At 62.0% G+C, this 26,359-nt stretch carries 32 protein-coding genes, 1 tRNA gene and 1 other annotated feature; of the genes, 18 read left to right on the top strand and 15 right to left on the bottom strand.

The annotated features are described in order from the left end of the window. Positions 1-6: 6 nt before the first annotated feature. The 4 genes from HRQ64_RS12585 to HRQ64_RS12600 all read right to left on the bottom strand — a co-directional run bounded on the left by HRQ64_RS12585 (position 7) and on the right by HRQ64_RS12600 (position 3,387). On the bottom strand, positions 7-1,491 hold the full coding sequence (locus HRQ64_RS12585) for a SulP family inorganic anion transporter (protein ID WP_172123542.1): 1,485 nt from the start codon (positions 1,489-1,491) through the stop codon (positions 7-9). Between the two features lie 59 nt (positions 1,492-1,550). Next, positions 1,551-1,606 (bottom strand) — a sequence feature (sul1 is cis-regulatory element that is thought to sense ions involved in sulfur or methionine metabolism; They are found in Alphaproteobacteria). A 105-nt stretch (positions 1,607-1,711) separates the two neighbouring features. Continuing rightward, on the bottom strand, positions 1,712-2,164 hold the full coding sequence (locus HRQ64_RS12590) for a CYTH domain-containing protein (RefSeq protein WP_172123543.1): 453 nt from the start codon (positions 2,162-2,164) through the stop codon (positions 1,712-1,714). A gap of 1 nt (position 2,165) precedes the next feature. Then, complete coding sequence (locus HRQ64_RS12595; protein WP_172123544.1) at positions 2,166-3,038, bottom strand: CHAD domain-containing protein; 873 nt, start codon at positions 3,036-3,038, stop codon at positions 2,166-2,168. A 166-nt stretch (positions 3,039-3,204) separates the two neighbouring features. Continuing rightward, the gene (locus HRQ64_RS12600; protein ID WP_172123545.1) at positions 3,205-3,387 is read right to left on the bottom strand and encodes a CsbD family protein; all 183 of its coding nucleotides are present in this window, start codon (positions 3,385-3,387) and stop codon (positions 3,205-3,207) included. Positions 3,388-3,497: 110 nt separating this feature from the next. Here HRQ64_RS12600 and HRQ64_RS12605 point away from each other — a divergent pair, with 110 nt between their 5' ends. Further along, positions 3,498-4,169, top strand: coding sequence for an RluA family pseudouridine synthase (locus HRQ64_RS12605; RefSeq protein ID WP_172123546.1), 672 nt, complete (start codon positions 3,498-3,500; stop codon positions 4,167-4,169). Here HRQ64_RS12605 and HRQ64_RS12610 read toward each other — a convergent pair. The 5 genes from HRQ64_RS12610 to HRQ64_RS12630 form a co-directional block, all read right to left on the bottom strand. Continuing rightward, positions 4,148-4,450 (bottom strand): hypothetical protein, encoded by a 303-nt coding sequence (locus HRQ64_RS12610; protein WP_172123547.1) that lies wholly within the window; start codon positions 4,448-4,450, stop codon positions 4,148-4,150. The two genes, HRQ64_RS12605 and HRQ64_RS12610, sit on opposite strands and share 22 nt — an antisense overlap. Positions 4,451-4,452: 2 nt before the next feature. Then, entirely contained in the window at positions 4,453-4,830 is a 378-nt protein-coding gene (locus HRQ64_RS12615) for a Rid family hydrolase (protein ID WP_172123548.1), read from the bottom strand. A 13-nt stretch (positions 4,831-4,843) separates the two neighbouring features. Next, positions 4,844-4,929, bottom strand: a tRNA-Leu gene (locus HRQ64_RS12620). Between the two features lie 31 nt (positions 4,930-4,960). After that, positions 4,961-5,458: a xanthine phosphoribosyltransferase gene (gpt, locus tag HRQ64_RS12625; RefSeq protein ID WP_127753412.1), complete on the bottom strand. Its 498-nt coding sequence runs from the start codon at positions 5,456-5,458 to the stop codon at positions 4,961-4,963. Between the two features lie 79 nt (positions 5,459-5,537). Further along, on the bottom strand, positions 5,538-6,305 hold the full coding sequence (locus tag HRQ64_RS12630) for a molybdopterin-binding protein (RefSeq protein ID WP_127753413.1): 768 nt from the start codon (positions 6,303-6,305) through the stop codon (positions 5,538-5,540). 132 nt (positions 6,306-6,437) lie between these two features. Here HRQ64_RS12630 and map point away from each other — a divergent pair, with 132 nt between their 5' ends. Together map and radC are read left to right on the top strand one after the other, a co-directional pair. Then, entirely contained in the window at positions 6,438-7,274 is an 837-nt protein-coding gene (gene map / locus HRQ64_RS12635) for a type I methionyl aminopeptidase (protein WP_127755246.1), read from the top strand. Further along, entirely contained in the window at positions 7,271-8,053 is a 783-nt protein-coding gene (radC, locus tag HRQ64_RS12640; RefSeq protein ID WP_172123550.1) for a DNA repair protein RadC, read from the top strand. The genes map and radC overlap by 4 nt, the downstream gene beginning before the upstream one ends. Positions 8,054-8,055: 2 nt before the next feature. On the opposite strand, the gene HRQ64_RS12645 is transcribed toward radC, so the two are convergent. After that, positions 8,056-8,790 carry a cytochrome c biogenesis protein CcdA gene (locus HRQ64_RS12645; RefSeq protein ID WP_349236702.1) on the bottom strand — a complete coding sequence of 245 codons (735 nt, stop codon included), beginning with the start codon at positions 8,788-8,790 and terminating at the stop codon, positions 8,056-8,058. Positions 8,791-8,961: 171 nt separating this feature from the next. Here HRQ64_RS12645 and rpe point away from each other — a divergent pair, with 171 nt between their 5' ends. Genes rpe through HRQ64_RS12665 form a run of 4 tightly spaced genes read left to right on the top strand, consistent with a single transcriptional unit; the run spans position 8,962 to position 11,972 of the window. Then, positions 8,962-9,639: a ribulose-phosphate 3-epimerase gene (gene rpe, locus HRQ64_RS12650; protein WP_172123551.1), complete on the top strand. Its 678-nt coding sequence runs from the start codon at positions 8,962-8,964 to the stop codon at positions 9,637-9,639. Further along, positions 9,632-10,084, top strand: coding sequence for a FosX/FosE/FosI family fosfomycin resistance hydrolase (gene fosX / locus HRQ64_RS12655; RefSeq protein WP_349236703.1), 453 nt, complete (start codon positions 9,632-9,634; stop codon positions 10,082-10,084). Before rpe ends, fosX begins: the two co-directional genes overlap by 8 nt. Continuing rightward, positions 10,081-11,418, top strand: a complete 1,338-nt coding sequence (purB, locus tag HRQ64_RS12660) for an adenylosuccinate lyase (protein ID WP_172123553.1) — start codon at positions 10,081-10,083, stop codon at positions 11,416-11,418. The genes fosX and purB overlap by 4 nt, the downstream gene beginning before the upstream one ends. After that, positions 11,415-11,972 (top strand): alpha/beta fold hydrolase, encoded by a 558-nt coding sequence (locus HRQ64_RS12665; RefSeq protein WP_172123554.1) that lies wholly within the window; start codon positions 11,415-11,417, stop codon positions 11,970-11,972. The genes purB and HRQ64_RS12665 overlap by 4 nt, the downstream gene beginning before the upstream one ends. Before the next feature lie 50 nt (positions 11,973-12,022). On the opposite strand, the gene HRQ64_RS12670 is transcribed toward HRQ64_RS12665, so the two are convergent. Continuing rightward, positions 12,023-12,346 (bottom strand): DUF1476 domain-containing protein, encoded by a 324-nt coding sequence (locus HRQ64_RS12670; RefSeq protein ID WP_172123555.1) that lies wholly within the window; start codon positions 12,344-12,346, stop codon positions 12,023-12,025. Positions 12,347-12,577: 231 nt separating this feature from the next. Between HRQ64_RS12670 and purC the strand changes: the two genes are divergently transcribed. From purC to grxD, 8 genes are all read left to right on the top strand, one after another. Next, positions 12,578-13,342 (top strand): phosphoribosylaminoimidazolesuccinocarboxamide synthase, encoded by a 765-nt coding sequence (purC, locus tag HRQ64_RS12675; protein ID WP_127753420.1) that lies wholly within the window; start codon positions 12,578-12,580, stop codon positions 13,340-13,342. 21 nt (positions 13,343-13,363) lie between these two features. Further along, positions 13,364-13,606, top strand: coding sequence for a phosphoribosylformylglycinamidine synthase subunit PurS (purS, locus tag HRQ64_RS12680; RefSeq protein WP_172123556.1), 243 nt, complete (start codon positions 13,364-13,366; stop codon positions 13,604-13,606). 276 nt (positions 13,607-13,882) lie between these two features. Further along, positions 13,883-14,962 (top strand): acyltransferase family protein, encoded by a 1,080-nt coding sequence (locus HRQ64_RS12685; protein WP_172123557.1) that lies wholly within the window; start codon positions 13,883-13,885, stop codon positions 14,960-14,962. 87 nt (positions 14,963-15,049) lie between these two features. Next, positions 15,050-15,718: a phosphoribosylformylglycinamidine synthase subunit PurQ gene (gene purQ, locus HRQ64_RS12690; protein WP_172123558.1), complete on the top strand. Its 669-nt coding sequence runs from the start codon at positions 15,050-15,052 to the stop codon at positions 15,716-15,718. 29 nt (positions 15,719-15,747) lie between these two features. Continuing rightward, positions 15,748-17,997, top strand: a complete 2,250-nt coding sequence (purL, locus tag HRQ64_RS12695) for a phosphoribosylformylglycinamidine synthase subunit PurL (RefSeq protein ID WP_172123559.1) — start codon at positions 15,748-15,750, stop codon at positions 17,995-17,997. A 67-nt stretch (positions 17,998-18,064) separates the two neighbouring features. Then, a complete protein-coding gene (locus HRQ64_RS12700; RefSeq protein WP_127753425.1) occupies positions 18,065-18,301 on the top strand; it encodes a BolA family transcriptional regulator in 237 nt (78 codons plus the stop codon). 5 nt (positions 18,302-18,306) lie between these two features. Next, positions 18,307-18,624: a DUF6665 family protein gene (locus HRQ64_RS12705; protein WP_127753426.1), complete on the top strand. Its 318-nt coding sequence runs from the start codon at positions 18,307-18,309 to the stop codon at positions 18,622-18,624. 104 nt (positions 18,625-18,728) lie between these two features. After that, positions 18,729-19,064: a Grx4 family monothiol glutaredoxin gene (gene grxD / locus HRQ64_RS12710; protein ID WP_172123560.1), complete on the top strand. Its 336-nt coding sequence runs from the start codon at positions 18,729-18,731 to the stop codon at positions 19,062-19,064. 50 nt (positions 19,065-19,114) lie between these two features. On the opposite strand, the gene HRQ64_RS12715 is transcribed toward grxD, so the two are convergent. Next, positions 19,115-19,399 (bottom strand): Dabb family protein, encoded by a 285-nt coding sequence (locus HRQ64_RS12715; RefSeq protein ID WP_172123561.1) that lies wholly within the window; start codon positions 19,397-19,399, stop codon positions 19,115-19,117. Between the two features lie 151 nt (positions 19,400-19,550). On the opposite strand from HRQ64_RS12715, the gene HRQ64_RS12720 reads away from it, so the two are divergent. After that, positions 19,551-20,765: an MFS transporter gene (locus HRQ64_RS12720; protein ID WP_127753429.1), complete on the top strand. Its 1,215-nt coding sequence runs from the start codon at positions 19,551-19,553 to the stop codon at positions 20,763-20,765. Between the two features lie 123 nt (positions 20,766-20,888). Further along, positions 20,889-22,136, top strand: coding sequence for a multidrug effflux MFS transporter (locus tag HRQ64_RS12725; protein ID WP_172123562.1), 1,248 nt, complete (start codon positions 20,889-20,891; stop codon positions 22,134-22,136). 16 nt (positions 22,137-22,152) lie between these two features. Here the strand turns inward: HRQ64_RS12725 and HRQ64_RS12730 are convergent, their stop codons facing one another. Further along, positions 22,153-22,971, bottom strand: a complete 819-nt coding sequence (locus tag HRQ64_RS12730; protein WP_349236704.1) for an inositol monophosphatase family protein — start codon at positions 22,969-22,971, stop codon at positions 22,153-22,155. 2 nt (positions 22,972-22,973) lie between these two features. Then, on the bottom strand, positions 22,974-23,840 hold the full coding sequence (ttcA, locus tag HRQ64_RS12735; RefSeq protein ID WP_127755248.1) for a tRNA 2-thiocytidine(32) synthetase TtcA: 867 nt from the start codon (positions 23,838-23,840) through the stop codon (positions 22,974-22,976). A gap of 168 nt (positions 23,841-24,008) precedes the next feature. On the opposite strand from ttcA, the gene HRQ64_RS12740 reads away from it, so the two are divergent. Further along, entirely contained in the window at positions 24,009-25,391 is a 1,383-nt protein-coding gene (locus HRQ64_RS12740; protein ID WP_172123563.1) for an SbmA/BacA-like family transporter, read from the top strand. A gap of 186 nt (positions 25,392-25,577) precedes the next feature. Here HRQ64_RS12740 and rpsD read toward each other — a convergent pair whose 3' ends face one another. Continuing rightward, the gene (gene rpsD / locus HRQ64_RS12745; protein WP_127753433.1) at positions 25,578-26,195 is read right to left on the bottom strand and encodes a 30S ribosomal protein S4; all 618 of its coding nucleotides are present in this window, start codon (positions 26,193-26,195) and stop codon (positions 25,578-25,580) included. Positions 26,196-26,359: the final 164 nt, after the last annotated feature.

Here is a 26,359-nt window from a genome sequence, read left to right on the forward strand (position 1 = left end):
GAACCGTCAATGGCCCAGCATGCGTTCCATCGCACCGGGCTGGTCATGCTCGGCGAACTTGTCCATGATCGTGGCGCTCGCCTCATTCATGCCGACCAGTTCGACTTCTGCTCCATTCCGGCGCAGCTTCAGCACCGCCATGTCGATCGCCCCAACTCCGGTCAGGTCCCAGATATGAGCGCGGCTGACATCGATTCGCGCCCGCGCGAGCTTCTCCTTGAAGTCGAACGCGGCGAGGAAATCGTCAGCTGACGCAAAGAAGAGCTGCCCCTCAACGAGATAGCGGCGTTCCTGCCCGTCAGGCGACAGGGTCGAGCTCACCCGGAAAAATTGCGCGACCTTCCAGGCGAAAAAGATCCCCGACAGCAGCACGCCCACCCCCACCCCGAAGGCTAGGTTGTGAGTCCAGAGCACCGTTATCACCGTCGCCAGCATCACGATGCTCGACCGCCGCGGATGGGAGCGCAGATTGTTGAGCGAGGCCCAGCTGAACGTGCCGACCGAAACCATGATCATGATGGCCACGAGCGCCGGCATGGGGATGAGCCCCACCACATCGCCCAGCACCAGCAGCAAGAACAGCAGGAACGCACCGGCCACGAAGGTCGACAGCCGCCCGCGTCCACCCGAGCGGACATTGATCACTGACTGCCCGATCATCGCGCAACCCGCCATGCCGCCAAATAGGCCCGAAGCAATATTGGCGAGGCCCTGCCCCACCGACTCGCGGTTCTTGTCGCTGGTGGTGTCGGTCATCCCATCAACGATGGAGGCCGTCAGCAGGCTTTCCAGCAGCCCCACAGCAGCTACCCCGGCCGAGTACGGCAGGATGATCCACAAGGTCTCGAGCGTCAGCGGCACATTGGGCAGCAACAGGCTGGGCAGTGCGGACGGCAACTCGCCAAGATTGGCGACGGTGCGTACATCAACCCCCAGCGCCAGCGACACCGCCGTCAGCACGAGGATGCACACCAGCGGCGATGGAATGGCTTTGGTCACCCGCGGAAACAGGTAAATGATCGCCAGCCCCGCCGCAATCATCGCATAGGTCTGCCACGACACCCCGAACAGCTCGGGTAGCTGTGCCATGAAGATCAGGATTGCCAGCGCATTGACGAAGCCCGTCATCACCGAGCGCGACACGAACTTCATCAGATACCCGACCCGGGCGTAGCCCGCGAGGATCTGGAGCACGCCGGCCAGCAGCGTGGCTGCCAGCAGATAGTCCAGCCCGTGCTCGCGGACCAGCGTTCCCATCAGCACGGCTGTTGCAGCCGTAGCGGCGGAGATCATTGCCGGTCGCCCCCCGGCAAAAGAGATGACGATGGCGATCACCACGGAGGCATAAAGCCCAACCTTGGGGTCTACCCCCGCGATGATCGAAAAGCCAATCGCCTCGGGAATAAGGGCAAGCGCGACAACAATGCCCGCAAGCACATCGCCACGGATGTTGGAAAGCCAGTCACGGCGCAGAGTTTGGGTAAAAGTCATGGTGGTCCAGGCTGCGCTGACCCTGCCGCAAGGCGAACAAGGCAAAGCAGTTCTTGCTGGATTGTCTGGCGGATCGGCGGCCAGAAGAGCCACCCGGATTTGCACCGGGTCCGACGAATGCTGCGCTTGTGCAGAAGCTCACAGCAAAAATCAACCCACCGGGAGCTCCGCGTCCAGGATCAAGCCCGCGTGGGTCAACAACAGCAAGGGATGCGGCGCGCTAGCTGCGCGCCAGAGTTGCGTTATAGTAGCGCTCGTCATCGCTGACTTCTTTGCCAACCCAGCTCGGCAGGTCCACCTGCTGGTCGTCGCTATCGAGCTCGATCTCGGCCAGCACCAATCCATGGTGCCGGCCCTCGAACACATCCACTTCCCAGGTCAACCCGTCATGGGGCACATGGTAGCGCCGTTTCTCCAGCACTTGTGGCTGCGCCATCAGCAACAGCTCACGCGCGTCCTCGATCGGGATAGGGTACTCGTATTCCGGGCGAACAATACCGGCGACCTTGCCTTTGAGCGTAATCACGGCCTCCCGATCATCAAAGCTGCGCACCCGCACCGTCGCCTTGGCATTGGCCGAGAGATAACCCTGGCGGATCAGCCGGCCACCGTCAGCAGAGCCACGCCACTCGTCTGATCGCACGAGGAACTTGCGTTCGATCTCTTGTCCCACCTCAATGCCCCTTCTTGGCCAGTGCCCAATACTGGCCCAACCGGCCGACCAGCGCGTCGGGCTTTTCCGCACTCAGCTGCCGTCCCAAGCCAATAGCCTGCTGCCCGAGGTGATCGCGCTTCTGGCGGATGGTGATCTGGATCGAAGGGACGCTGGGGTCGGACAGACCGCCGACAAACTCATCCAGAACCGTCAGGTCGTGGTGGTTGCCCAGGGTCGTTTCGAGCTCTGCAACAGCGGCGCGATAGGGCTTGGTTATGGCCGGAGCACAGGCACTGAGCAAGCTCAGATGATGCCAGAAATACTTGGCGGCCTTTCGCCACTCGTGAAATTCGTTTGGATCTTCACTTGCTTCAGCTGCGTCCATTTCCTGGCGCATCCGTCGATAGTTGTCATGCAGACCATCCGCCAGACTATCAAACCCGTGCCCACGCACTTTCCAATGTGGAATGCGTTCCTGCAACGCCTCGAAGCGCTCGCTGAACTGCTGGACGAGCGTGTCTGGGTCGCCTTGTTCCGCAGCAGCCTCGATGTTGGCTCCGAGCATTGCCCGCACTGCGGTGATGGGAAGGTTGACGTCCTCCTCCCGCAGGCCTTCCAGCGTCTTGATCATCACCGCAGCATCGCGATTCCCTGCCAAGCCTGTGGCTGCCTCCCGAATTGCGGCGTTTTCCTCGGCAAAGTGCTTGAAATTGGGCTTGATGAGCCGAAGCAGCCCGCGCAGCTTCTTGCAGCGCCGCCGCAGCGAATGGATCGTCTCATCAGGATTGGACAGGTCTTTGGCTTCCGCGAGCGCGGCCTCTACCTGTTCAAGCGCGATGCGGCGAACCCCTACACCTGAACCCTCATCCTGCGGCTGAAACTTGAAACCCAAGGCTGCGCTCCTTTGCTTGCTTGCAGGATCAAGCACGACGCCACTGTCATAGTTCCAAAACCCGGCAAGCCGGCTTAGAGGTCATCCCACGCCTTCTCACGTAACGCCTCAAAAACAGTAAAGGCCGCCTATTGGGCGGCCTTTGAAGAACTTGGTGCAAGACGTGCTACTTTTTAAGCATATCTCGGGCGGCGTCTTTAACTTCGCCGACCTTCTGCTGGACCTTGCCCTGCGCCTTGTCAGCCTTGCCTTCGGCCTGGAGACGTTCGTCGCCCGTGAGCCCGCCAACGGCGTCCTTGATCGCGCCCTTGGCCTGGTTACCGGCGCCCTTTGCTTCGTCCTTATGCATCGAAAGCTCCTTTGTTTGGTGTCGTATAATAAACGACTGGCGTCACGCATGGTTCCGAATGCGCCGTCTTGTCGACTATGCCTGCCCGGCAGGACCTGCTAGATCGCGCCATGCCCGGTCCAATGCCCACCCTCCTCAATTACCATCCCCCACTCGAGCCCTACCTGTCCGTCATTCATGTGGATGACGATATTCTGGTGCTCGATAAACCGAGCGGCCTGCTCAGCGTGCCCGGCAAGGACCCCTCCCTGTGGGATTGCCTCGAATACCGCGCCCGCCAAACCTGGCCGACCGCGGGCATGTGCCATCGCCTGGACAAGGACACCTCTGGCGTTCTCGTCATGGCGCTCAACAAGCGTGCCCATGGCCGTATCGGCTCGCAGTTCGAGCACCGGCAAACCAAGAAGAGCTATGTTGCGCGCGTGAGCGGCTTCATCGAAGCCGATACCGGCCTGGTTGACCTGCCGCTCGCCACGGATTGGGACAACAAGCCGCGCCAGCGTGTCGACTATGAGAATGGCCGGCCGGCCCAAACCGAATGGACCGTGCTGGACCGCGAAGCCGCCGCCACCCGGGTGCGCCTCCATCCCCTGACCGGCCGCACCCACCAGTTACGGGTGCATATGATGGCCATGGGCCACGTCATCCTGGGCGATGCATTCTACGCCGGCCCTGAAGATTTCGCCGCCGCCGATCGCCTGCAGCTGCACGCTGCGGAACTGGGCTTCACCCATCCCACGACCGGCGAGTTCATTCTGTTTCAGGCACCCGTGCCGTTCTGATCCCCACCCAGATAGCGCAGCCGGATGCGGTGAAACAGATGGCCCGGCTTCATGCTGTCGAGCCAGCGCCGGAACGCATCGAGATCGGCAAAGCCCGCCCGTTGCGCATCGGCAAGGCTCACCTCGGCCGGGTCCATTTCATCCATTGCGTCGATGGCTAGAATGCCAACCTTGGTCTTGAGCGTGCCGCCGGCCCGGACGGTCGGCCGGCTCCAGCGCCTAAACACCAGATCGACCTTGCCGGCCTTGATGTCCTCGAGCAGTTCGCGTTTGAGCAGCACTGCTAGCTCAGCACAGCAGTAGCAAGCATCTCGACGCGCAAGCCCTCGGCGAGCAGGTCCTTGACCACCACCGTTGCACGCACGGGATAAGGCGGCTGGAAGTGCCGGGCATAGGCGCGGTTCATGCCTGCCGCATCGGCCTTGTCGATCAGAAAAACCTGCACCTGCACGATATCGGCCAGTGCGCCCCCTGCCGCACGCATGGCAATCTCAAGATTGCCGATGGCGCGCTCGGTTTGCACCTCGATATCACCGCTCACGATTTCGCCGGTTGCCGGGTCTTCAGCCACGGCCACGAGCCAAACCTGTTCGCCGGCGCGTACCGCATCATTCACGGGAGCCGAAGAAGGCGCAATGCCAGTTTCAATTCGTTCAAACATGACTGTCCAGTTCTGGTGCGGGCGGCGGGACTCGAACCCGCACGGGGATACCCCCTCCGGATTTTAAGTCCGGTGTGTCTACCATTCCACCACGCCCGCGCTTGGGTTTCAGCAGTGCCGAAACTCGTGCTTAGTCGGTGCCGCCGCTGATCGGGGCGACATAGGCCACGTCCAGATCCCACGGGAAGAAGATCCAGGTGTCCTGGCTGACCTCAGTGATGAAGGTATCAACCAGCTCGCGCCCCATCGGCTTGGCATAAACGGTCGCGAAATGGGCGCCGGGCAGCATGTCGCGCACGGCGCGCGCCGTATTGCCGGTGTCCACCAGATCGTCGACGATCAGCACCTTGCCGCCGCCCTGCGCCATCTCAATGATCTGCGGCGCGATGGGCTTGAGCACCTTAACCGAACCCTTGTTCTGGTGATCATAGGATTTCACCGAAACAGACTCCACCACGCGGATATTGAGTTCGCGCGCCGCAATGGTCGCCGGCACCAGCCCGCCACGAGCGATGGCCACCACCGCGTCGAAATTCCCCATCCCCATCAGGCGCCATGCCAGGGCGCGGCTATCACGATGGAACTGGTCCCAGGTGACGGGAAAATTCTTTTGGTAAGGGTTGCTCAAATCGATCTCCATACGCATCCAAGGCCAGGGAGGCGCTCGAAGCCGTCGCTTCCTTAGCAAACCTAGGATGCAACGCCAATCAGTCTTGCGGCGCGTCCACACCCGCGGCGCGATGTGCCGCATCCACCATGGCGCGCACCTTCTCGGTCGCCTCAGCCAGCCTTTGCGCATCCGAGGAGCGTAGCACCAGCTCGGTCATCACCCGGCCATGCCCCATCTGCGGATAGGAGCCCATCTTCACATCGGGATACTGCGCCTGCAATTCGCCCAACGGGCCGCCAACCGTGCCTTCGCCCACCGCCGCGCGCACCGTCTCCGAAAGGACGCGCTTGCCGCCCTGGAGCGTCGGCGCCAGCGCCTCGAGCATGGCGCGCATGATGATCGGCACCCCTGCCATCACATGCACATTGCCGATGCGGAACCCTGGCGCAGCGCTCACGCTGTTGACGATGAGGTCGGCGCCCTCGGGAATGCGCGCCATGCGCAGCCGCGCTTCGTTGACCTCGGTCCCGGTTTCGCGCCAGCGCGCCTCGAGCATTGCCCGGGCGTCCGGGTTGATTGGCAGCGCAACCCCGAAAGCCTTGGCGATGGCATCGGCGGTGATATCGTCATGCGTCGGCCCGATGCCGCCGGTTGTGAACACGTAGGTGTAGCGCGAGCGCAGCGCGTTCACCGCCGCAATGATGTCGTCGGTGTCATCGCTGACCACCCGCACTTCCTTGAGCTCGATTCCCAGATCGGTGCAGAAATCGGCGGTGGCGCCGATATTGACGTCCTTGGTGCGGCCCGAAAGAATCTCATCGCCAATCACCAGAAGCCCGGCGGTCACGGAAGCTGCGCTCGACATGGGAAATCAACCTGTTATTGCCCCCCAGCAATGCCCCGCCCCATAAGGTGCGTCAAGCCAACACGCAGTAAGCGTTGGCTCTTCCAATCACCCGATTGGACGATTATCTTTGCCCCTTAGCCGGAGAGCATGATGATTACCTATGTCGATGCCGAAACCAAAGGCCGCCGCACGCCAGGCGTTATTCCGCTGCACGGACCGGAAGGCTTTGAGGGCATGCGCAAGGCCGGCCAGCTGACCGCGCGCGCCCTCGACATTCTCACCGAATATGTCGAGCCGGGCGTGCCTACCGCCACGCTCGACCGCATTGCCTATGAGTTCGCGCGCGACAATGGCGCGATGCCGGCAACCCTGTTCTACAAGGGCTTCCGCCACTCGCTGTGCACCTCCATCAATCACGTCGTGTGCCACGGCATTCCCGATGAACGCCCGCTCAAGGAAGGCGACATCGTCAATATCGACCTGACGCTGATCGTGGACGGTTGGTACGGCGATTCCAGCCGCATGTATCCGGTGGGCGAAATTTCGCGCAAGGCCGAGCGGCTGATCGAAGTGACCTATCAAAGCCTCGAAGCGGGCCTTGCGGCCGCCAAGCCGGGCAACACCACGGGCGATATCGGCGCCGCCATCCAGACCCTGGCCGAAGGCGAGCGCACCAGCGTCGTGCGCGACTTCGTGGGGCATGGCGTTGGCAAGCTCTTTCATGACGAGCCCAATATCCTCCATTTCGGCCAGCCCGGCACGGGGGTGCCCCTAAAGCCCGGCATGATCTTCACCATCGAGCCGATGCTCAATCTGGGCCGGCCGCACGTCAAGATTCTCTCCGATGGCTGGACCGCGGTCACCCGCGACCGCACCCTGTCCTCGCAATGCGAGCACTCCATCGGCATCACCGAAACCGGACACGAGATTTTCACGACCTCCCCGGCCGGCCTGTTCAATCCTCTCGCCGCACGGCAAGCCGCATGACCAAGGCGCGGGGCGAGGAGTTCGACGAAGCCAGTTTCCTTGTCGCCGACACTCCTGCCCCCAACGATCAGGCCTCGGTGGCTCCCGCCAAGAGTGTCGCGCCAAAGCCCGATCACGCGGGTCATCGCAAACGGCTGAGGGACCGTTTTCTCAAGGTCGGGGGCGATGCCTTCGAGGACTACGAACTGCTGGAGCTGGCCCTGCACCTGGTCATCCCGCAAAAGGATACCAAGCCGCTGGCAAAACAGCTGCTAAAGGAGTTCGGGTCTTTTTCGGGCGTGTTCGCTGCGAGCGAAGCCCGCCTGCGCAACATTGACGGGCTTGGCGAAACCTCAGTGGCCAATCTCAAGGTCATCCAAGCCGTCGCCGCCCGCTTTGGCCGCGACAGGATCGCCGTGGAAAAGCCGATCCTTTCCTCCTGGTCCCAGCTGATCGACTACTGCACCACCCAGATGGCCTTCGAAACCATCGAGCAGTTCCGCATCCTCTTCCTCGACAAAAAGAACCGGCTGATTGCCGATGAGGTGCAGCAAACCGGCACCGTCGATCACACCCCGGTCTATCCGCGCGAAGTGATCAAGCGCTCGCTCGAGCTGGGCGCGACCGCGCTGATCTTGCTGCACAACCACCCCTCGGGCGACCCGTCCCCCTCCTCGGCCGATGTGCGGATGACGCGCGAAATCGCGGATATCGCCAAGCCCCTCGGCATCACGCTGCACGACCATCTCGTGATCGGCAAGAACGGCCATGCCTCCCTGCGCGCACTCAAGCTGATCTGAGTTCAGCCGAAGGTCGCCAGCACCGGGAAGGTCTCGAGAAACCAGAACGAGATGCGGGTGAAATTGCCCGTCAGGAACAAGACGCCGGTCACGACTAGCAAAGAGCCCATCACCCGCTCCACCGTGTGCAGATGCTTCTTGAAGCCGTTGAAGAAGGTCAGGAACGGCCCGATGGCAATGCCGGCCAGAAAGAACGGCACGCCCAGTCCCAGGGAATAAAGCCCGAGCAGCGAAGCGCCCTCCCAGGCCGTATCCCGGCTTGCCGCCACGGACAGCACTGCCGCCAGCACCGGTCCGATACAGGGCGTCCAGCCGATGGCAAAGGCGAGGCCCAGCAGGAACCCGCCCAGCGGACCGCTGGCAACGCCCGGCCCCTGATGGCGCACTTGCCGATCGAGCAAGGCGATCCGGTACACGCCCAGGAAGTGCAGCCCCATGGCGATGATCAGGAGGCCCGCCAGCGGCGTGAGGATCGGCAGCGCCTGCCGGAACACCTGCCCAAATGCGGTAGCCGTGGCGCCCAAGGCGATGAACACGACGCTGAAGCCCAGGATGAAAAACACCGAAGTGCCCATCACCCGCCGCTGCAGCGCTCCGGCGCCACCCTCTTCGGCCCGCAGCTGGTCGAAGCTCGCACCGCTCATATAGGTCAGATAGGGCGGCACAAGCGGCAGCACGCATGGGCTGAGAAAACTCAGCACCCCGGCGCCAAACACCATCGGCAGCGAAAACTCCACAACACAGCTCCGTTGATCGCGACCCTGTGTAGCGCGTCACCCACACAAAGCAACCGCCACGCCGCCGCATCGCCCCCTTGTGAAACCCGCGCCCGCACCACGCACTGCCTTGTCGCAGCCGTGGCCCTTATGTAGAGCAAAGGCTTCTCCTGCGGCAAAAAGGCCAGCCTCATGACCCAACCCATCCGCATCGCACCCTCCATCCTCTCGGCAGACTTTGCTCGGCTGGGCGAGGAAATCAGCGCTATCGATGCGGCGGGTGCGGACTATATCCATGTGGATGTGATGGACGGCCATTTCGTGCCCAACATCTCCTTTGGCCCCGCCGTCATGGCTGCCGTGCGTGCCCGCACCAAAAAGCCGTTCGACGTGCATCTGATGATTTCCCCCGTGGATGTTTATCTGCCCGCCTTTGCTGCGGCGGGAGCCGACATCATCACCGTCCATGCCGAAGCGGGCCCGCATCTTCACCGCACGCTCCAGGCCATTCGTGGCCTTGGCGTGAAGGCAGGCGTTGCGATCAATCCCGGCACCCCGGTATCAGCCATCGAACCCGTGCTCGACGATGTCGACCTGGTTCTTGTTATGAGCGTCAATCCCGGCTTTGGCGGGCAAAGCTTTATTCCCTCCACGCTTTCGCGCCTGCGCCAGGCCCGTGCGCTCATTGGCGGCCGCCCGATCGATTTGGAAGTGGATGGCGGCATTTCCGCCGACAATGCCCGCGCCGTGGCGGAAGCGGGCGCCAATGTCTTTGTTGCCGGCTCCTCCATCTATGGCGGCAACGATCCGTCCACCTATGCCGCGCGCATTGCCGCCATCCGCGACGCGGCCACAACACTCAGTGTCTGATCCGCGGCCGCAGGGCCTGAGCCACCTGACCTTCATCGTGGCCGACCTGGACCGGATGGAAACCATCCTCACCCGGGTGCTTGGGGCGGAAAAGATCTACGACAGCGGCAGCACGACCTTTTCGCTCTCGCCCGAGCGCTTCTTCCTGCTGGGCGATGACGAACTCTGGATCGCCATCATGCAGGGCGACCCCCTACCCGCCCGCAGCTACAATCATGTCGCCTTCAAGATCGCCGAGGCCGACTTCGAGCTTTACCGCGAGCGCATCACAGCTTTAGGGCTCGACTTGCGCGAAAGCCGCCCCCGCCTTGCTGAAGAAGGCCGATCGCTTTATTTCCACGATCACGACAATCACCTGTTCGAACTTCATACCGGAACGCTGTCGGAACGCCTGACGCGCTACCGGGCCGCGCCGCCTGCTCAAACTCAAGGTCCAGATCAATGATCCCTCGCTATTCCCGTCCCGAAATGGTCGCCATCTGGTCCGCCGAAACGCGCTTCTCCATCTGGTTTGAAATCGAGGCACACGCGACCACCAAGCTGGCTGAACTTGGTGTCGTGCCTAAGGAAGCCGCCCAGCGCATCTGGGACGTGATGAATGCCCGCAAGGCCGAGCAAGGTGATTACGCCTTCGACGTCGCCCGGATCGATGAGATCGAGCGCACCACCAAGCACGATGTCATCGCCTTTCTCACCCACCTCTCCGAGATCGTCGGCCCCGAAGCCCGCTTCGTGCATCAGGGTATGACCTCGTCCGATATCCTCGACACGACGCTCTCGGTCCAGCTTGCCCGCGCTGCCGACCTGTTGATCGCCGATATTGACGCGCTTCTGGCTGCCCTCAAGCGCCGCGCCCTAGAGCACAAGCACACCATCACCATCGGCCGCTCGCACGGCATCCACGCCGAGCCCACGACCTTCGGCGTCAAGCTGGCCGAGGCCTATGCCGAGTTCACCCGCAACCGGCAGCGCCTGGTTCACGCCCGGGAGGAGATCGCCACTGCCGCCATTTCTGGCGCGATCGGCACCTTCGCCAATATCGATCCCTCGGTTGAGCAATATGTCGCCGATAAGCTCGGCCTTGCCATCGAGCCGGTGTCCACCCAGGTGATTCCGCGCGACCGCCACGCCATGTTCTTCGCGACTCTGGGCGTCGTCGCCTCCTCGATTGAACGCGTCGCCGTCGAGATCCGCCACCTGCAGCGCACCGAAGTGCTCGAGGCTGAGGAATATTTCTCGCCGGGCCAAAAGGGCTCCTCGGCCATGCCGCACAAGCGCAATCCGGTGCTGACCGAGAACCTCACGGGGCTTGCCCGCCTGGTGCGCGGCATGGTCACCCCCGCGCTCGAAAACGTCGCCCTCTGGCATGAGCGCGACATTTCCCACTCCTCGGTCGAGCGCATGATCGGCCCCGACGCTACCGTCACCCTCGATTTTGCCCTCGCACGCCTCACCGGCGTCATCGACAAGCTCGTGGTCTATCCTGAGAACATGCGCCGCAATCTCGACCTGCTGGGCGGCCTGCACAACTCCCAGCGCGTGCTGCTGGCCCTGACCCAGGCCGGCTACTCGCGCGAGGACAGCTATGCCGCCGTACAGCGCAACGCCATGCAGGTCTGGGAAATGCGCGGCGACCGCACCGGGCAGTTTGCACGCAACCTAAAGGCCGATCCGGCCGTCTCCCTGTCTGACGAGCAGATCGACGCCATGTTTGACGATGCCTATCACCTCAAGCATGTCGACACGATCTTCGCCCGGGTATTTGGGGAAGCGGCATGAAGCTGTCTGAAGCTGACATTCTGATCATTCCGGGCCTGGGCGGCTCGCCGTCCGGTCACTGGCAGCAACGCTGGGCCGAACGCATGGCCAATGCCGCCATTGTCGAGCAAGCCGATTGGGACGAGCCCGACCCCGACGACTGGATTTCGACGATCGAGCAGGCCGTGTTGATGGCGACCCGTCCGGTTGTTCTCGTTGCCCATTCCCTCGGCGTGCTTGCCGCCGTGGGCGCTGCCGGCCGCTTGACCGACACCAAGGTGCGCGGCGCCTTCCTCGTGGCGCCTCCTGATGTCGAACTGCACCCCGATGCGCCCGAAGCGGCAAGTGCCTTCCGCCCGATCCCGCGCGACCCGCTGCCCTTCCCCTCGCTGATGGTCGCGTCCACCAATGACCCCTATTGCACGGTCGAGCGCGCCGTGGAGTTCTCGACCTGCTGGGGCTCGGAATTTCACGAAGCAGGCGAAGCGGGTCACATCAACCTCGACTCGGGGCATGGCCCCTGGCCCGAGGGTCTCTTGATGTTCACCCGACTGATGCAGCGCATTCGCCAATAAAAAACCCGCGGACATGGTCCGCGGGTTCTTCCGTTCGACAGCAAGCCAACTCAGCCCTCGGCGGCGATCTGCTCGCTGGCCGTCTGCTTGAGTTGGACCATCTTCTGGCGAATCACGTCCTCGCCGATGTTCAGCCCCTTGGCCTTGAGGTCGCCCGATACCTTGCGGAACACGTCCTCGTCGCCCGCTTCGGCGAAATCGGCAGCGACCACTTCCGCCGCATAGCTCTTGGCTTCATCCGCAGGCAGACTCATCAGTTCCGCCGCCCAGATACCCAGCAACTTGTTGCGGCGCGCTTCTGCCTTGAACTGCTTTTCAGCGTCAAAGGCGAACTTGGTTTCCTCGCCCCGCCGACGATCTTCGAATCCGCTCATGCAACACTCCGATTGCTTCGCCGCCCTCCCTTTGGGGCCGCCTTCAGTCTCGACATAGGCGGTCGGCGCGGCCAAATCAACGCTTCGGCGACAGGCGCAACACTCCAGCTGCGGCACTCTGCACACGGCAAGGCTTTGGAAGCTGACTCGAAATAGCTTGCATTTTTGCGCGGTTCTGGCGCATGAAGCGGCCCATTCCTCCCCTTCCCCTTCATCGCTATTGGACCCCTCATGACCCGTCGGCGCAGAATCTATGAAGGCAAGGCCAAGATTCTTTTCGAAGGCCCCGAGCCCGGGACCCTGGTTCAGTATTTCAAGGACGACGCCACCGCTGGCAACGGCGCCAAGCACGACGTCATTGACGGCAAGGGCGTGCTGAACAACCGCATCAGCGAGTTCATCTTCACCAAGCTCAATGGCCTTGGCATTCCCACGCACTTCCTTCGCCGCATCAACATGCGCGAACAGCTGATCAAGGAAGTCGAGATCATCCCGCTCGAGATCATCGTGCGCAATTACGCAGCTGGCTCGCTGGTCAAGCGTCTCGGCCTTGAGCCCGGCACGCAGCTGCCGCGCTCCATCATCGAGTTCTGCTACAAGGACGACGCCCTGGGCGACCCCATGGTCTCCGAAGAGCACATCACCGCCTTTGGCTGGGCCACCCCCGCCGAGCTCGACGACATCATGTCGCTCGCCATCCGCGTCAACGACTTCCTGACCGGCCTTTTCATGGGCGTCGGCATCCAGCTGGTCGATTTCAAGATCGAGTGCGGTCGTCTCTATGAAGGCGACATGATGCGCATCGTTCTGGCCGACGAGATCTCGCCCGACAGCTGCCGCCTCTGGGACATCAAGACCCGCAACAAGCTCGACAAGGATCGCTTCCGCGAAGACCTTGGCGGCCTCGTCGAGTCGTACCGGGAAGTAGCGCAGCGCCTCGGCATCTTGGTGGAAACCGAGAATGCGCTGACCACCGGCCCCCGGCTGGTCCAGTAACTACTCGTTTAGGACAACACCATGAAAGCGCGCGTCACCGTTACGCTCAAGCCAGGCGTCCTCGACCCGCAAGGTCAGGCGATTGAAGGATCTTTGGCCAGCCTGGGCTTTGCCGGTGTTGCATCCCTGCGACAGGGCAAGGTGTTTGATATCGAGCTGCACGGAACCGAGGAGTCGGACGTGCGTTTTCAGATCAACAGCATGTGTGAACGCCTGCTGGCGAACACCGTGATCGAAAACTACGCCGTCGAAATTCTCGATTAACGCCTTTGTTGTATTTTTATATTCGCGCCGTTCTTGGGGGCGCAGGACCATATTGCCATGCTTAAAACCGTTTCCCTCTCGGTCATGTTCTTCGCCACTCTTGGCCTGATGTTTGCGGCCTACGCTTCGGTTCCGGTCTGAAGCTCCCAAGCGTCCCGGCCCGTTCACCTGCCCTTCACCGGAGCAGCTGACAGCGCGTTAATCTTGTTCCAAGCTCAACTGTCACTTCACCTCCGTTCAACCCTATAAGGGGCTCGAACTGGCGCGGAGTGAACCATGAGCGAGAGCAAGCAACGCTTGGATTGGGTCGATACTGCCAAAGGCATTTCGATCCTTTTGGTGGTGATGATGCACTCGGCGATCGGGGTCGGTGAAGTCACCAGCCAGGTCAGCTATCTGCATTGGATCATTGCTTGGGCCTCGCCATTCCGTATGCCCGAGTTCTTCTTGATCTCGGGCCTATTCCTTTCTCAGGTCATTGATCGCGACTGGCGGCGCTATGCCGACCGGCGTGTGGTCCATTATCTTTACTTTTACGCGCTCTGGGCCTTGATCCACCTCCTGTTCAAGGAAGCGGTTGGCGCCGGCCATCCGGTTACGGCCATGACCCATATGCTCTGGGCCATTGTCGAGCCCTATGGCGTGCTGTGGTTCATTTACATGCTCGCCGCCTTCAGCGCCGTAGCCAAGCTACTCCACAACGCCAGGGCGCCCCATTGGCTTGTGCTCATCGGCGCCGCTCTGCTCCAACTCGTCCATGTTCAGACCGGCTGGTATCTGCTCGACCAGTTCGCCGAGCACTTCATCTATTTCTATTCCGGCTACGTCTTCGCACCGGTCGTGTTCCGGCTGGTTGCCTGGGCGCAGGACCATGTCGTCCAGACCTTGGCTGGCCTCTCGCTTTGGGCACTGCTCGAAACACTGCTCGTGTTCTCGCCAGGTTATCGGGTTCTGCCCATGACCATCCATATGGGCCTGTCGACCGCCCCGGGCATTCACCTGGCGCTGGCGCTTGCCGGCTCTGTCGCCCTTTGCGTTGTTGCGGGCCTAGTGTCCAAGCTTGCGTTCATGGATTGGCTGCGCTGGCTCGGAGCTCAGTCCATAGTGGTCTACCTGGCCTTCGCCCTGCCCATGGCCGCGACCCGCATCCTGCTTGTCAGAGTCGGATTCACCAATGCTGATCTGATCAGCACCCTGGTGATGTCCAGCGCCGTCCTTACGCCCTTGGTTCTGTTCTGGCTGATCCAGCGGACCGGACGCGGCCGCTGGCTATTCGAACGCCCGGCTTGGGCGCGTCTGCCCGGCACACCGGGTGCGCGAATCGGCACAACGACCGTGCGGACGCCAGCGGAATAGGCGCTCTTCGGCTCTTGCCCCTTGCCTTTTGCTGCAAGAGCCACGACAAGGTCCCCGCATAATCCCTAGCTCGCGAGGACCCCGCCGATGAAGGCCGCTGTCATCATCTTTCCAGGGCTTAACCGCGACCGAGATATGGTTGCTGCGCTCACCAAGATTTCCGGCCGCGCGCCAACGACGGTCTGGCACGGAGAACGTGACCTTCCCGAAGCCGACCTGATCGTCATTCCCGGCGGTTTCTCCTACGGCGACTATTTGCGTTGCGGCGCTATTGCTGCCCGCTCCCCCATCATGGACGCAGTGCGCGAACGCGCCGCCGATGGCGTTCGCATCCTGGGCGTCTGCAACGGCTTTCAGATCCTGACCGAAGCCGGTCTCCTGCCCGGCGCCCTCATGCGGAACACCTCACTCAAATTTGTCTGCCGTGAGGTGAAGCTGCAGGTGGCTAACGCGGACACGCCCTTTACCCGGCTTTACCAGCAAGGTCAGGTCGTCCGTTGCCCCGTGGCGCATCACGATGGCAACTACTTCGCCGATGCCGAGACGATCGAGCGGCTCGAGGGCGAAGGCCGGGTGGCCTTCCGCTATGCCGACGGCACCAATCCCAATGGTTCGATCAACGACATCGCCGGCATTCTCAACGAGAACAAGAATGTCCTGGGGATCATGCCGCACCCGGAAAATTTAATCGAGCTCGCCCATGGCGGCGATGATGGCCGCGCGCTCTTTGCCAGCGCCCTTGATCTCGTCGCTTGACCCAGCCGCTCCAGCCGGACAGTTCAACCATGCCCTACGACAATCACATCGCCATCACGCCTGAACTCGTCGCCGATCATGGCATCAAGCCCGACGAGTTCGACAAGATTGTTGCCCTGATTGGCCGGCAGCCGACCTATACCGAGCTGGGCATCTTTTCCGCGATGTGGAACGAGCACTGCTCCTACAAATCCTCCAAGAAGTGGCTCAAGACTCTTCCAACCACCGGCGCTCGCGTCATCCAGGGTCCGGGCGAGAACGCTGGCGTGGTTGATATCGGCGACGGCCAGGCGGTCGTCTTCAAAATGGAGTCGCACAACCATCCGAGCTTCATCGAGCCCTATCAGGGCGCCGGCACCGGCATGGGCGGCATCTTGCGTGACGTCTTCACCATGGGTGCCCGTCCTGTTGCCGCCATGAACGCGCTGCGCTTCGGCGCGCCCGACCATGAAAAAACCCGCCATTTGGTGTCCGGCGTCGTCGCCGGCATCGGCGGCTACGGCAATGCCTTTGGCGTGCCCACCGTGGGGGGCGAGGTCGAGTTCGACCAGCGCTACAACGGCAATATCCTCGTCAATGCCTTTGCCGCCGGCCTAGCCGATACCGACAAGATCTTCTACTCCAAGGCGGAAGGTGTCGGCCTTCCCGTGGTTTATCTCGGCGCCAAGACGGGCCGCGATGGCGTTGGCGGCGCCACCATGGCTTCCGCCGAGTTCGGGGATGACATCGAGCAGAAGCGCCCCACCGTCCAGGTCGGCGACCCCTTTACCGAAAAGCGGCTCCTGGAAGCCTGTCTCGAGCTCATGGCCACCGGCGCCGTCATCGCCATCCAGGACATGGGCGCGGCCGGGCTGACTTGCTCGGCCGTGGAAATGGGCGCCAAGGGCGATCTCGGAATCGAGCTGAACCTCGATATGGTCCCGGTCCGCGAAACCGAAATGACGCCCTACGAGATGATGCTCTCCGAGTCCCAGGAGCGCATGCTGATGGTGCTGCATCCGGCCAAGGAAGCCGAAGCACGCGCCGTGTTCCAGAAATGGGAACTCGATTTTGCCACCGTCGGCAAGACCACCGACGATCTGCGCTTCCGCGTCATGTGGCGCGGCGAGGAAGTCGCCAATCTCCCCATCAAGGATCTCGGCGACGAAGCGCCCGAATATGATCGCCCCTGGATCGAGCCGGCCCGCCCCGCGCCGCTCGCCGCAAGCGACGTCCCGCAGATGGATGTCGCCGACGCTCTCCTCAAGCTCATGGGCGGCCACCAGATCGCCTCGCGCCGCTGGGTCTACGAGCAATATGACACCCTCATTGGCGGCAACTCGCTCCAGCGTCCCGGCGGCGATGCCGGCGTCATCCGCGTCGATGGCCATCCTGCCAAGGCGCTCGCCTTCTCGTCCGACGTCACCCCCCGCTATTGCGAGGCCGATCCCTTTGAAGGCGGCAAGCAGGCTGTGGCCGAGTGCTGGCGCAACCTGACCGCTACCGGCGCCGAGCCCCTGGCCGCCACCGACAACCTCAATTTCGGCAATCCCGAACGCCCTGAAATCATGGGCCAGCTGGTCGGCGCCATCAAGGGCATCGGTGAGGCCTGCCGCGTGCTCGAATTTCCGATCGTCTCGGGCAATGTCTCGCTCTACAACGAAACCAATGGCCGAGGCATCCTTCCCACCCCCACCATCGGCGGCGTCGGCCTGATCGATGATTGGTCGAAGATGGCCCGCACCGGCTTTGCGGCCGCTGGCGAGGTCATCCTCCTCGTGGGCGCCCCGCCGCAGCGTGGCACCCATCTCGGGCAGTCCATCTATCTGCGCGATCTCTTCGGCCGTGCCGATGGCGCTCCGCCGCCGGTCGACCTCGCCCACGAGAAGCGCACCGGAGATTTCGTGCGCAAGCTGATCCGCTCGGGCATCGCCACTGCCGTGCATGACCTCTCCGACGGCGGCCTTGCCGTGGGGCTAGCGGAAATGGCCGTAGCCTCCGGCATCGGCGCTACAGTCGTCGACCTCGAGGACCAGGACCCAATTCTGCAATACTTTGCCGAAGATCAGGGGCGCTACCTTGTCACCGTGAACCTGGACCCGCAGGGCGAGGAACTGGCCGATCTCTGGGCCGAGGCCCAGGCGCTCGGCATTTTTGCACCCTGGATCGGCTCGACCGGCGGCACGGACCTTGTCCTCGGCGCCGCCCGCCCCCTTCCCGTGGCGCAGCTGAAGTCGGCGCATGACGACTGGTTCCCCAGCTTCATGTCGGGCATGGCTGCCGACAATGCCGGCCATTGAAGCGCCTCGGCGACCATGCAATATCAAAGTGACCGGCCACGTCGGCGACCTATGACGGAGTAGCGCTATGCCAATGGACGCAATCGAGATCGAGCGCCGAATCAAGGCCGCGCTGCCCGATGCCGAAATCGACATTCGCGATCTGGCCGGCGACGGCGATCACTACGCCGCCACTGTCGTGTCCACCGCGTTTAAGGGCAAATCGCGCGTGCAGCAGCACCAGATCGTTTATCAGGCGATTGGCGGCGACATGGGCGGTGCCCTCCACGCTTTGGCGCTGCAAACCAGCGCCCCGCCCGAGTAAGCACCATGTCGCTGCGCGACTCGCTCGATCTCATCCGCATGGTCCGCCCGGAAGCGGGCACATCGGCAATCGAGCACGAGATTGTTGCCGAGCGCGCGTCATCGCTCGGCAGCGCCGAAGCCCGGGTGATAGCGGCAATGGCAGCGCTCGCCGAGCCCGACTCGAACCGCCAGCAATGTCTTGAAACTGCCCGCCAGGCGGTCTGGGCCTACTTCGTTCAGCGTGAACTCATCGGCTTCCGTAGTCACAATGATGTCATCCGCGAACTCAAGATCACGCCCGAAGTGCTCGTCGGACTGGGCGCGGCGCCCTCTCGCCGCTAGAGCCGCGTGATTTCGCTGCCACCGTTCTCGACACCGCTGGGACGATGACCTATTTATCCACCAACAATGTCCGCTTTTCGGAGCGTGCAAGCGAGAGAGCAGCCATGACCGACATCAACGCCTTCATCACCGACAAGGTAACCAACAACGACGTGTTCCTCTTCATGAAGGGGTCGCCTGATTTCCCGCAATGCGGTTTTTCCGGCCAAGTCGTCCAGATACTCAACTATCTCGGCGTTGAATTTGGCAGCGCCAATGTGCTGGAAAGCGCCGAACTGCGCGACGGCATCAAGGCCTTCACCAATTGGCCAACCATTCCCCAGCTCTATGTAAAGGGCGAGTTTGTTGGTGGCGCCGACATCGTGCGCGAGATGTTCCAGGCTGGTGAACTGCAGTCCCATTTCGAACAGGCTGGCATCCCCGTCAAGCAAACCGCCTGATCGCGACGACTCAGACAACGACGCCGGCCCTTGCGGCCGGCGTTTTTGTTTCAAACCTCAATATCGGCCGAAAAGCGCAACTCGCGCATGGGCTGCACCTTGCGGGTCGTTTCCGCATAGGTCGGATGCACCTTGTAGGCTGCCAGTGCAGCGGCATCGGCGAACTCGGCATAAACCACCACGTCAATCTCATTGGAGATTTGGTCGACCTTGCTGTTGCGCCGCACCTCGAAATGGGACGAGTGCGGGATAGTGCCCAGCGGCTCAAGGCCCTGGCAGATCGCCTCGATCTTGTCGGGTGATGGGGCGGTGAAGAATATGATATGGCGTATCAAGGCAAACGGCTCCTGCGCGAAGCGCGTGTTGTTCCCGCCGGCGGGGCAACGGTCAACCCCATCACCCAAATTCATCGAAGTCATTCCGCATTATCGCTTTGCGACATAGGACCGCAGGCGTAGACAGGATTGTCTTTCTTGGATTCCTGCCATGCCCAGCAGCCTTCGCCCCGCCGTACCTCTGCTTGCGCTGATCATCTGCGGCTGCCTCATCGCCGCGATCGGCAACGGCGTTCGCACCAGCTTCGGGCTTTTTACGCTGCCCATCTCCACCGATCTGGGCCTCACCCGCGAAGGCTATGGCATGGCCATGGCGATCCAGAACCTGGCCTGGGGCATAGCCCAACCCTTTGCGGGCGCTTGGGCTGATCGCTACGGCACCGGCCGCACCCTCGCCGGCGGCGCCGCCATCTACGCCTTGGGCGTAATTCTCATGGCCTTCTCTCCCACGGCCAGTCTGCTCACCGTCACCGGCGGCGTCATCACCGGCGTTGGCATCGCCGTATCATCCTTCAGCGTCGTGATGGTCGCCTTCGGCCGTTCCGTCCCGCAGGAAAAGCGCACCCTGATCTTCGGCGTCGCCACTGCCGCCTCGTCCTTCGGCCAGTTCATCTTTGCCCCGATCAGCCAGGGCTTCATCAACAGCTTTGGCTGGCACACCGCCCTCATCTATCTCGGCATGATGCTCGTGCTCATCATCCCCTTGAGCTACGCCCTGCGCGGTCGCACCGAGAACCCCGTCGGCCATGCCGACCTGCGCTTCATGCAAGCGCTGGCGCGCGCCTGGGGACATGGCTCATACCGCCTTCTCGTCATCGGCTTCTTTGTCTGCGGCTTTCATCTGGCGTTCATCAACGTTCATATGCCGGCTTATCTTGTGCAGTGCGGCCTCTCGCCCGAGGTCGGCAGCTGGACCATTGCCGTGATCGGGCTGTTCAATATCGTCGGCTCGCTCCTCTCCGGCTATCTCGGCAGTCGCCTCCCCAAGCAGATGCTGCTCGCCAGCATCTACTTCCTGCGGGCAGTGGCTATCGCCGTGTTTCTGCTGGTCCCGGTCTCGGAATGGACCGCCTATGCCTTTGCCGCGACCATGGGCGTGCTCTGGCTCTCCACCGTTCCACTCACGGCTGGCCTCGTGACCCTGTTCTTTGGTGCCCGCTACATGGGCATGCTCTACGGCGTCGCCTTTTTCAGCCACCAGGTCGGCTCTTTCGTGGGCGTCTGGTTGGGCGGCTATGTCTATGACGTGACCGGCTCCTATAGTCTGGTCTGGTATCTGGGCATAGTTCTCGGCCTGGCCTCGGCCGCCATCCACCTTCCCATCAACGAAAAAGTCGACGTAAAATTCGCCCCGCAACCCGCCTGACCTTGACCTAAAAGGCGCTTCCACCATCGCCTTTTAACGATATAGCCGGTTGCCAAATTAGGCTTCCGGGTTCATGGTCCGGCACATCGTGTCGCGTCCGGCGGCAGCCTCGAGATCCAGAACATGTCCAAACATTTGACCCGGGTGCTTTCCCGTCCGGAATTTATTGCCCTGATGGCAGCGATGATGTCGCTCAATGCCCTCGCCATCGACGTCATGCTCCCCGCCCTGCCCTATATGGGCGAAGCCCTTGGCATCAGCAGCGAAAACGAGCGCCAGTTCGTCGTCTCGGTCTACATGTTCGGCTTCGGCGCCGCCCAGCTTGCCTTCGGCCCACTGTCTGATCGATTCGGGCGCCGCGCGCCGCTCCTGCTCGGCATTATCCTTTATATCGTCGCGGTGGTCGCCGCGGCCTTCTCGCCCAATTTCGCCACCCTGCTGATTCTGCGCTTCGTGCAGGGCATCGGCGCCGCCGGCACTCGCGTCATCACCACCTCGCTGGTGCGCGACCTTTATTCCGGCCGCGCCATGGCCGAGGTCATGTCGCTGACCTTCATGGTCTTCATGGCCATTCCGGTGATTGCGCCCGGCATCGGGCAGATCCTGCTCCTGACCGGCCCCTGGCAGACCATCTTCATCTTCATGGGCGTACTGGCCACGATCTTCGGCATCTGGGGCTATTTCCGCCTGCCCGAAACCCTGCCGCTCGACAAGCGCCGCCCGCTGACCTTCGGCTCCGTGGTGGATGGCTTCCGCATCGTGTTCACCAACCGCGTGGCCTTCTCCTATGGCCTTGCCGGCATGTTCCTGTTTGCGGCGCTGTTTGGCTTCATCAGCTCCTCCCAGCAGATCTATGTCGACATCTATGGCCTGGGCGTCTACTTCCCCGTCGCCTTTGCCGCCATTGCCGGCCTGATGGCCGTCTCGTCCTTCACCAATTCCAAGATCGTGCGCCGCTTCGGCATGCGCCGCCTCTCGCATGGGGCGGTGTTGGTCTACACCCTGGTGAGCGGCGTCTGGGTTGTCCTCGCGGTCACCGGCAACCTGCCGCTCTGGCTGTTCCTGAGCTGCCTGGCCGTCATCATGTTCTGCTTTGGCTGGGCCGCCTCCAACATGAACTCGCTCTCCATGGAGCCGCTCGGCGCCGTTGCCGGTACCGCTTCCTCGGTCTTTGGCTTCATCCAGACCGTGGGTGGCGTGATCATCGGCGGCTATATCGGCCAGCACTTCGATGGCACCGTGGTGCCGGTGGCCGTCGGCTACTTCATCATGGGCTGCCTCGCCATCGCCTGCATCCTCGTGGCCGAACGCGGCAAGCTGTTCCGCACCGAGAACGGCCCCATTGCGGCCGATCTCTCCGCCGCCCACTAGGCCCCGCTGCTGCGGCTCAGAACGTGAAAACGTTACGCCGCAGCTGCTCCCAGCTTTCCTTGTCGATGGCGGCCAGCAGACCGCCCTCGATATGGTGCGGACGATAGGCCGAGCCATCCATCCGCGCCACATAGCCACCGGCCTCCTGCGCCATAAGCGCGCCCCCTAGGTGGTCCCAGGGCATCAGCTTGTTGTAGCTCACGAACTGCGAATGCCCCGACACAAAGGTGCGGTATTCGTGCCCCGCCACGCGGTAATGCGACACGAGCCGCACCTTGGCGAAGTTCTGCAAGATCTCGACCTTCTTGCCCGGCGGCACAAAGGCAATGGAAGCGGTGCCCACCATCTCGGGCAACGGCAAGGGTGGGGCAACATGCAGGCGTCTGCCGCTGCCATCGGGCCGGCGCAGCCAGGTGCCGCCGCCCTGTTCCGCCAGCATCCAGTCATCCCCCATCGGGTCGTAGATGATCCCGGCAACCGTTTCGCCGCCCACGACCACCGCCGCCATCACGGCAAACAGCGGCAAGCCAGCTGCGTAGTTGGCGGTCCCATCAATCGGGTCAACAACCACAGCCAGCTCCGCATCGGCGAGCGCCCTGAGCAGTTGCGGGTCGGCGGCCACCGATTCTTCGCCGACAAACAGCGCCGATGGCATTTTCCGGCTGATCTCGGCCTTGATGAATTGCTCGGCAGCCAGATCGGCCGCGGTCACCAGGTCGATGGCCTCGGTTTTAACCTGAATGTCGATATCCTCAAGCCGCCGGAACCGGGGGAGGATCTCAGCCTTGGCCGCTGCGCGCAGCACGCCGGCAAGCCACTCGATATCGATGTTCACGATTAGCTTCTCCGTTCGGCCAGGCCGGCAAAGTCAAACAACCGCGGATCGAGCATATGACTGGGATTAATGTTGCCTAGCGCACGGATCATCACGTCCTTGCGCCCCGGCATGCGTTTTTCGATATCGGCAAGCATGGCCTTCATCGCATTGCGCTCCAGCCCATCCTGCGACCCACAAAGGTCACAGGGAATGATGGGAAACTGCATCTGCTCGGCAAAGCGCGCTAAGTCGTCCTCGGCGCAATAAATCAGCGGCCGCAGCACTTCCACATTGCCGTCATCGTTCAACAGGCGCGGCGGCATGGCGGCGAGCTTGCCACCATGGAACAGGTTCATGAAAAACGTTTCGAGACTATCGTCCCGGTGGTGCCCCAGCACCAGCGCCGAACAGCCCTCCTCGCGCGCAATGCGATAAAGATTGCCGCGTCGCAGCCGCGAACAAAGCGAACAATAGGTCGCACCGGCCGGCAGCTTGTCGGTGACGATCGAATAGGTGTCCTTGTATTCGATCCGGTGCTCGATCCCGAGCCCACTGAGAAACTCGGGCAGGATGTGCTTGGGAAAATTGGGCTGCCCCTGGTCGAGATTGCACGCCAGCAGCTCCACCGGCAGCAGCCCGCGCCATTTCAGATCCAGCAGCAAAGCCAGCAAGCCATAGCTGTCCTTCCCCCCTGACAGCGCCACCAGCCACCGCTCGCCCGGTCGGACCATGGCAAACTTCTCGAGCGCCTCGCGCGTATTGCGGATCAGCCGCTTGCGCAGCTTGTTGAACTCCACGCTGCGCGGGGCATCGGCATAGATGGGATGCGCGCCGCTTTCCGCCGCATCTGTCTCGGGCGTGGCAAGATCGTCCATCACCGCACTCATGGCGTTAACTCTCGTTGAACAACGTGTCCTGCTGATAGCCCTATGGAACACGGAGGGGAAGGAAAACCGGACTTCGCTATCCTTACCAAAGCTTAATTTCGCTTTCTTGCATTCGCCCAAACTCGGCGGCTAGATGCGGCGATATTCTCGGCACCAAGGAGTCGCGCGGTGTTTCGGTCCTTTTTCCCCGTTCCAAAAATCTTCTTCAGTTCAGCGGCCTTATGGCTGCTGGCATCAGTGCTGTTGTGGTTCTCCATCGGGGAACCATTGCGCGCCGTGATCAGCATTGACCGGTTCACTCATCCAGTGATGGCGGCCACCGTCTCCGATCAGCCCACCACCGCCGACCAGCCGGTGCCGGATCCTGCCGCGGGAGCCGAGCAAACCAATCCTAATGCTCCCGCTTCCACCGAGAGCGAAGCTCCGGTCACTCCCAATCCAGCGGCAGCTGCCGCCGAAGGTGCCAGCCTCAATTTCCTGACGGCCGAGCGGGTATGGCTCTACCAATACGTCGTTATGGTGGCGCTGGTTTTCTGCGTCTTCTGGTACTTCTACAAACGCAATGAATGGTACTGGTGGTCGGTGGTTTCTTCCGCTGTCATCCTGCTGGTCATCTACTTCCAGGTGCAGGTGCAGGCCTTCGTCAATGAATGGTCGGGCTCGTTCTTCAACACCATCCAGCTGGCATTGACGCAGCCGGGATCAGTAACACCCGACCAGCTTTACGGACTGACCTGGACCATCATCCTCGTCACCATCCCCAATGTGCTCGTCGCCGTCGCGCTGGCCTTCTACACGTCCCACTACGTGTTCCGCTGGCGCAAGGCCATGAACTTCTACTACATGACTTACTGGCCCGAGATCCGGCACACCGAAGGGGCGGCACAGCGCGTTCAGGAAGATACAATGCGCTTCGCCTCGATCATGGAGGATCTGGGCACCGCGTTCTTCGACTCACTGATCACGCTAGTCGTCTTTCTGCCCCTGCTCTGGAGCCTTTCTGCCAATATCAGCGAGCTGCCGATCTTTGGCGCCGCGCCAGGTGGCCTAGTCTGGGTGGCTCTGCTGGGTGCTGCAGCGGGCACGGCGCTGCTGGCGCTCGTCGGAATAAAGTTGCCGGGCCTCAACTTCGCCAACCAGCGTGTCGAAGCAGCCTACCGCAAAGAGCTGGTCTTCGGCGAAGACCATGCTGATCGTGCCCAACCCCCGACGATCCGTCACCTCTTCGCCGATGTGCAGAGGAACTACTTCCGCCTGTATTTTCACTACACCTACTTCAACCTTGCCAGGTACGGGTACACCAACATGGTCGGCTATGTGCCGCTCCTCGTCATGGCGCCTTCCATCCTTGCCGGCACACTCACGATGGGCCTCTACCAGCAGATTCAGATCGCCTTCGGACAGGTTTTTAGCTCCTTCCAGTTCTTCGCGCGCGCCTGGACGGTAATTGTGGAGCTACAATCGGTCGTCATGCGCCTGCGCAAGTTCGAAAGCTACATCCCCCAGGATCAGGAACCGATAAAGGTTAGCCTCAGCGGCGCCTCCGCCTAGCAACTGCCTCGCCGGACGCAATGAAGGGTCGCTCATGGAGCGGCCCTTCTTCTTTGGTACGAGTTCCGATCACCACATCAGGACGCGCCGCTCTGCCCGGTGACCATCCCCAACGCCCCCGCAGCCCACAAACAAAAAAGGGCCGCTCCGAAGAGCGGCCCTTTTACATTCAAAACTCTGGTTCGCTTAGCGCGAGTAGAATTCCACCACCAGATTTGGCTCCATCTGCACCGGATAGGGCACATCCGAGAGGGCCGGCACGCGAACATAGGTCGCGGTCATCTTGTTGTGGTCGACTTCCACATAGTCGGGCACATCACGCTCAGCCAGCTGAATGGCTTCGAGCAGAACGGTGAGCTGCTTGGAGCGCTCGCGCACTTCGATCTTGTCGCCAACCTTGACCTGGTAGGATGGGATGTTGACGCGCTTGCCATTGACCATCACATGGCCATGGTTGACGAACTGGCGGGCAGCAAACGGGGTTGCCACGAACTTGGCACGATAGACGATCGCGTCCAGGCGCGACTCAAGCAGGCCAATAAGGTTCTCGCCGGTGTCGCCCTTGACGCGGGCAGCTTCGTTGTAGAGCTTCTTGAACGACTTCTCGGTGATCGAGGCATAGTAGCCCTTCAGCTTCTGCTTGGCGCGCAGCTGCAGACCATAATCGCTCAGCTTGCCCTTGCGGCGCTGGCCGTGCTGGCCGGGGCCATAGGCACGAGCGTTAAGCGGGCTCGACGGACGACCCCAGATGTTTTCGCCAAGACGGCGGTCAATCTTGTGCTTGGCAGAAATGCGCTTCGACATCGCGTATCCTTTCATGAAACGTCGAAATGGATCGCGCCCTCCTCTGCCTGCCGGTGAACCGACAGGCTGACAGACCTCTGATGAAAGAAGATCCCGGGTGCGCCTAGGGGCCCGAAGGCCGCAATAGGTGGCCGGTTGATAAAAGGGGCCAGCGGCAAAGTCAA

Source organism: Devosia sp. 919 (assembly GCF_013185965.1).
In the GTDB taxonomy this organism is placed as follows: Bacteria; Pseudomonadota; Alphaproteobacteria; order Rhizobiales; family Devosiaceae; genus Devosia.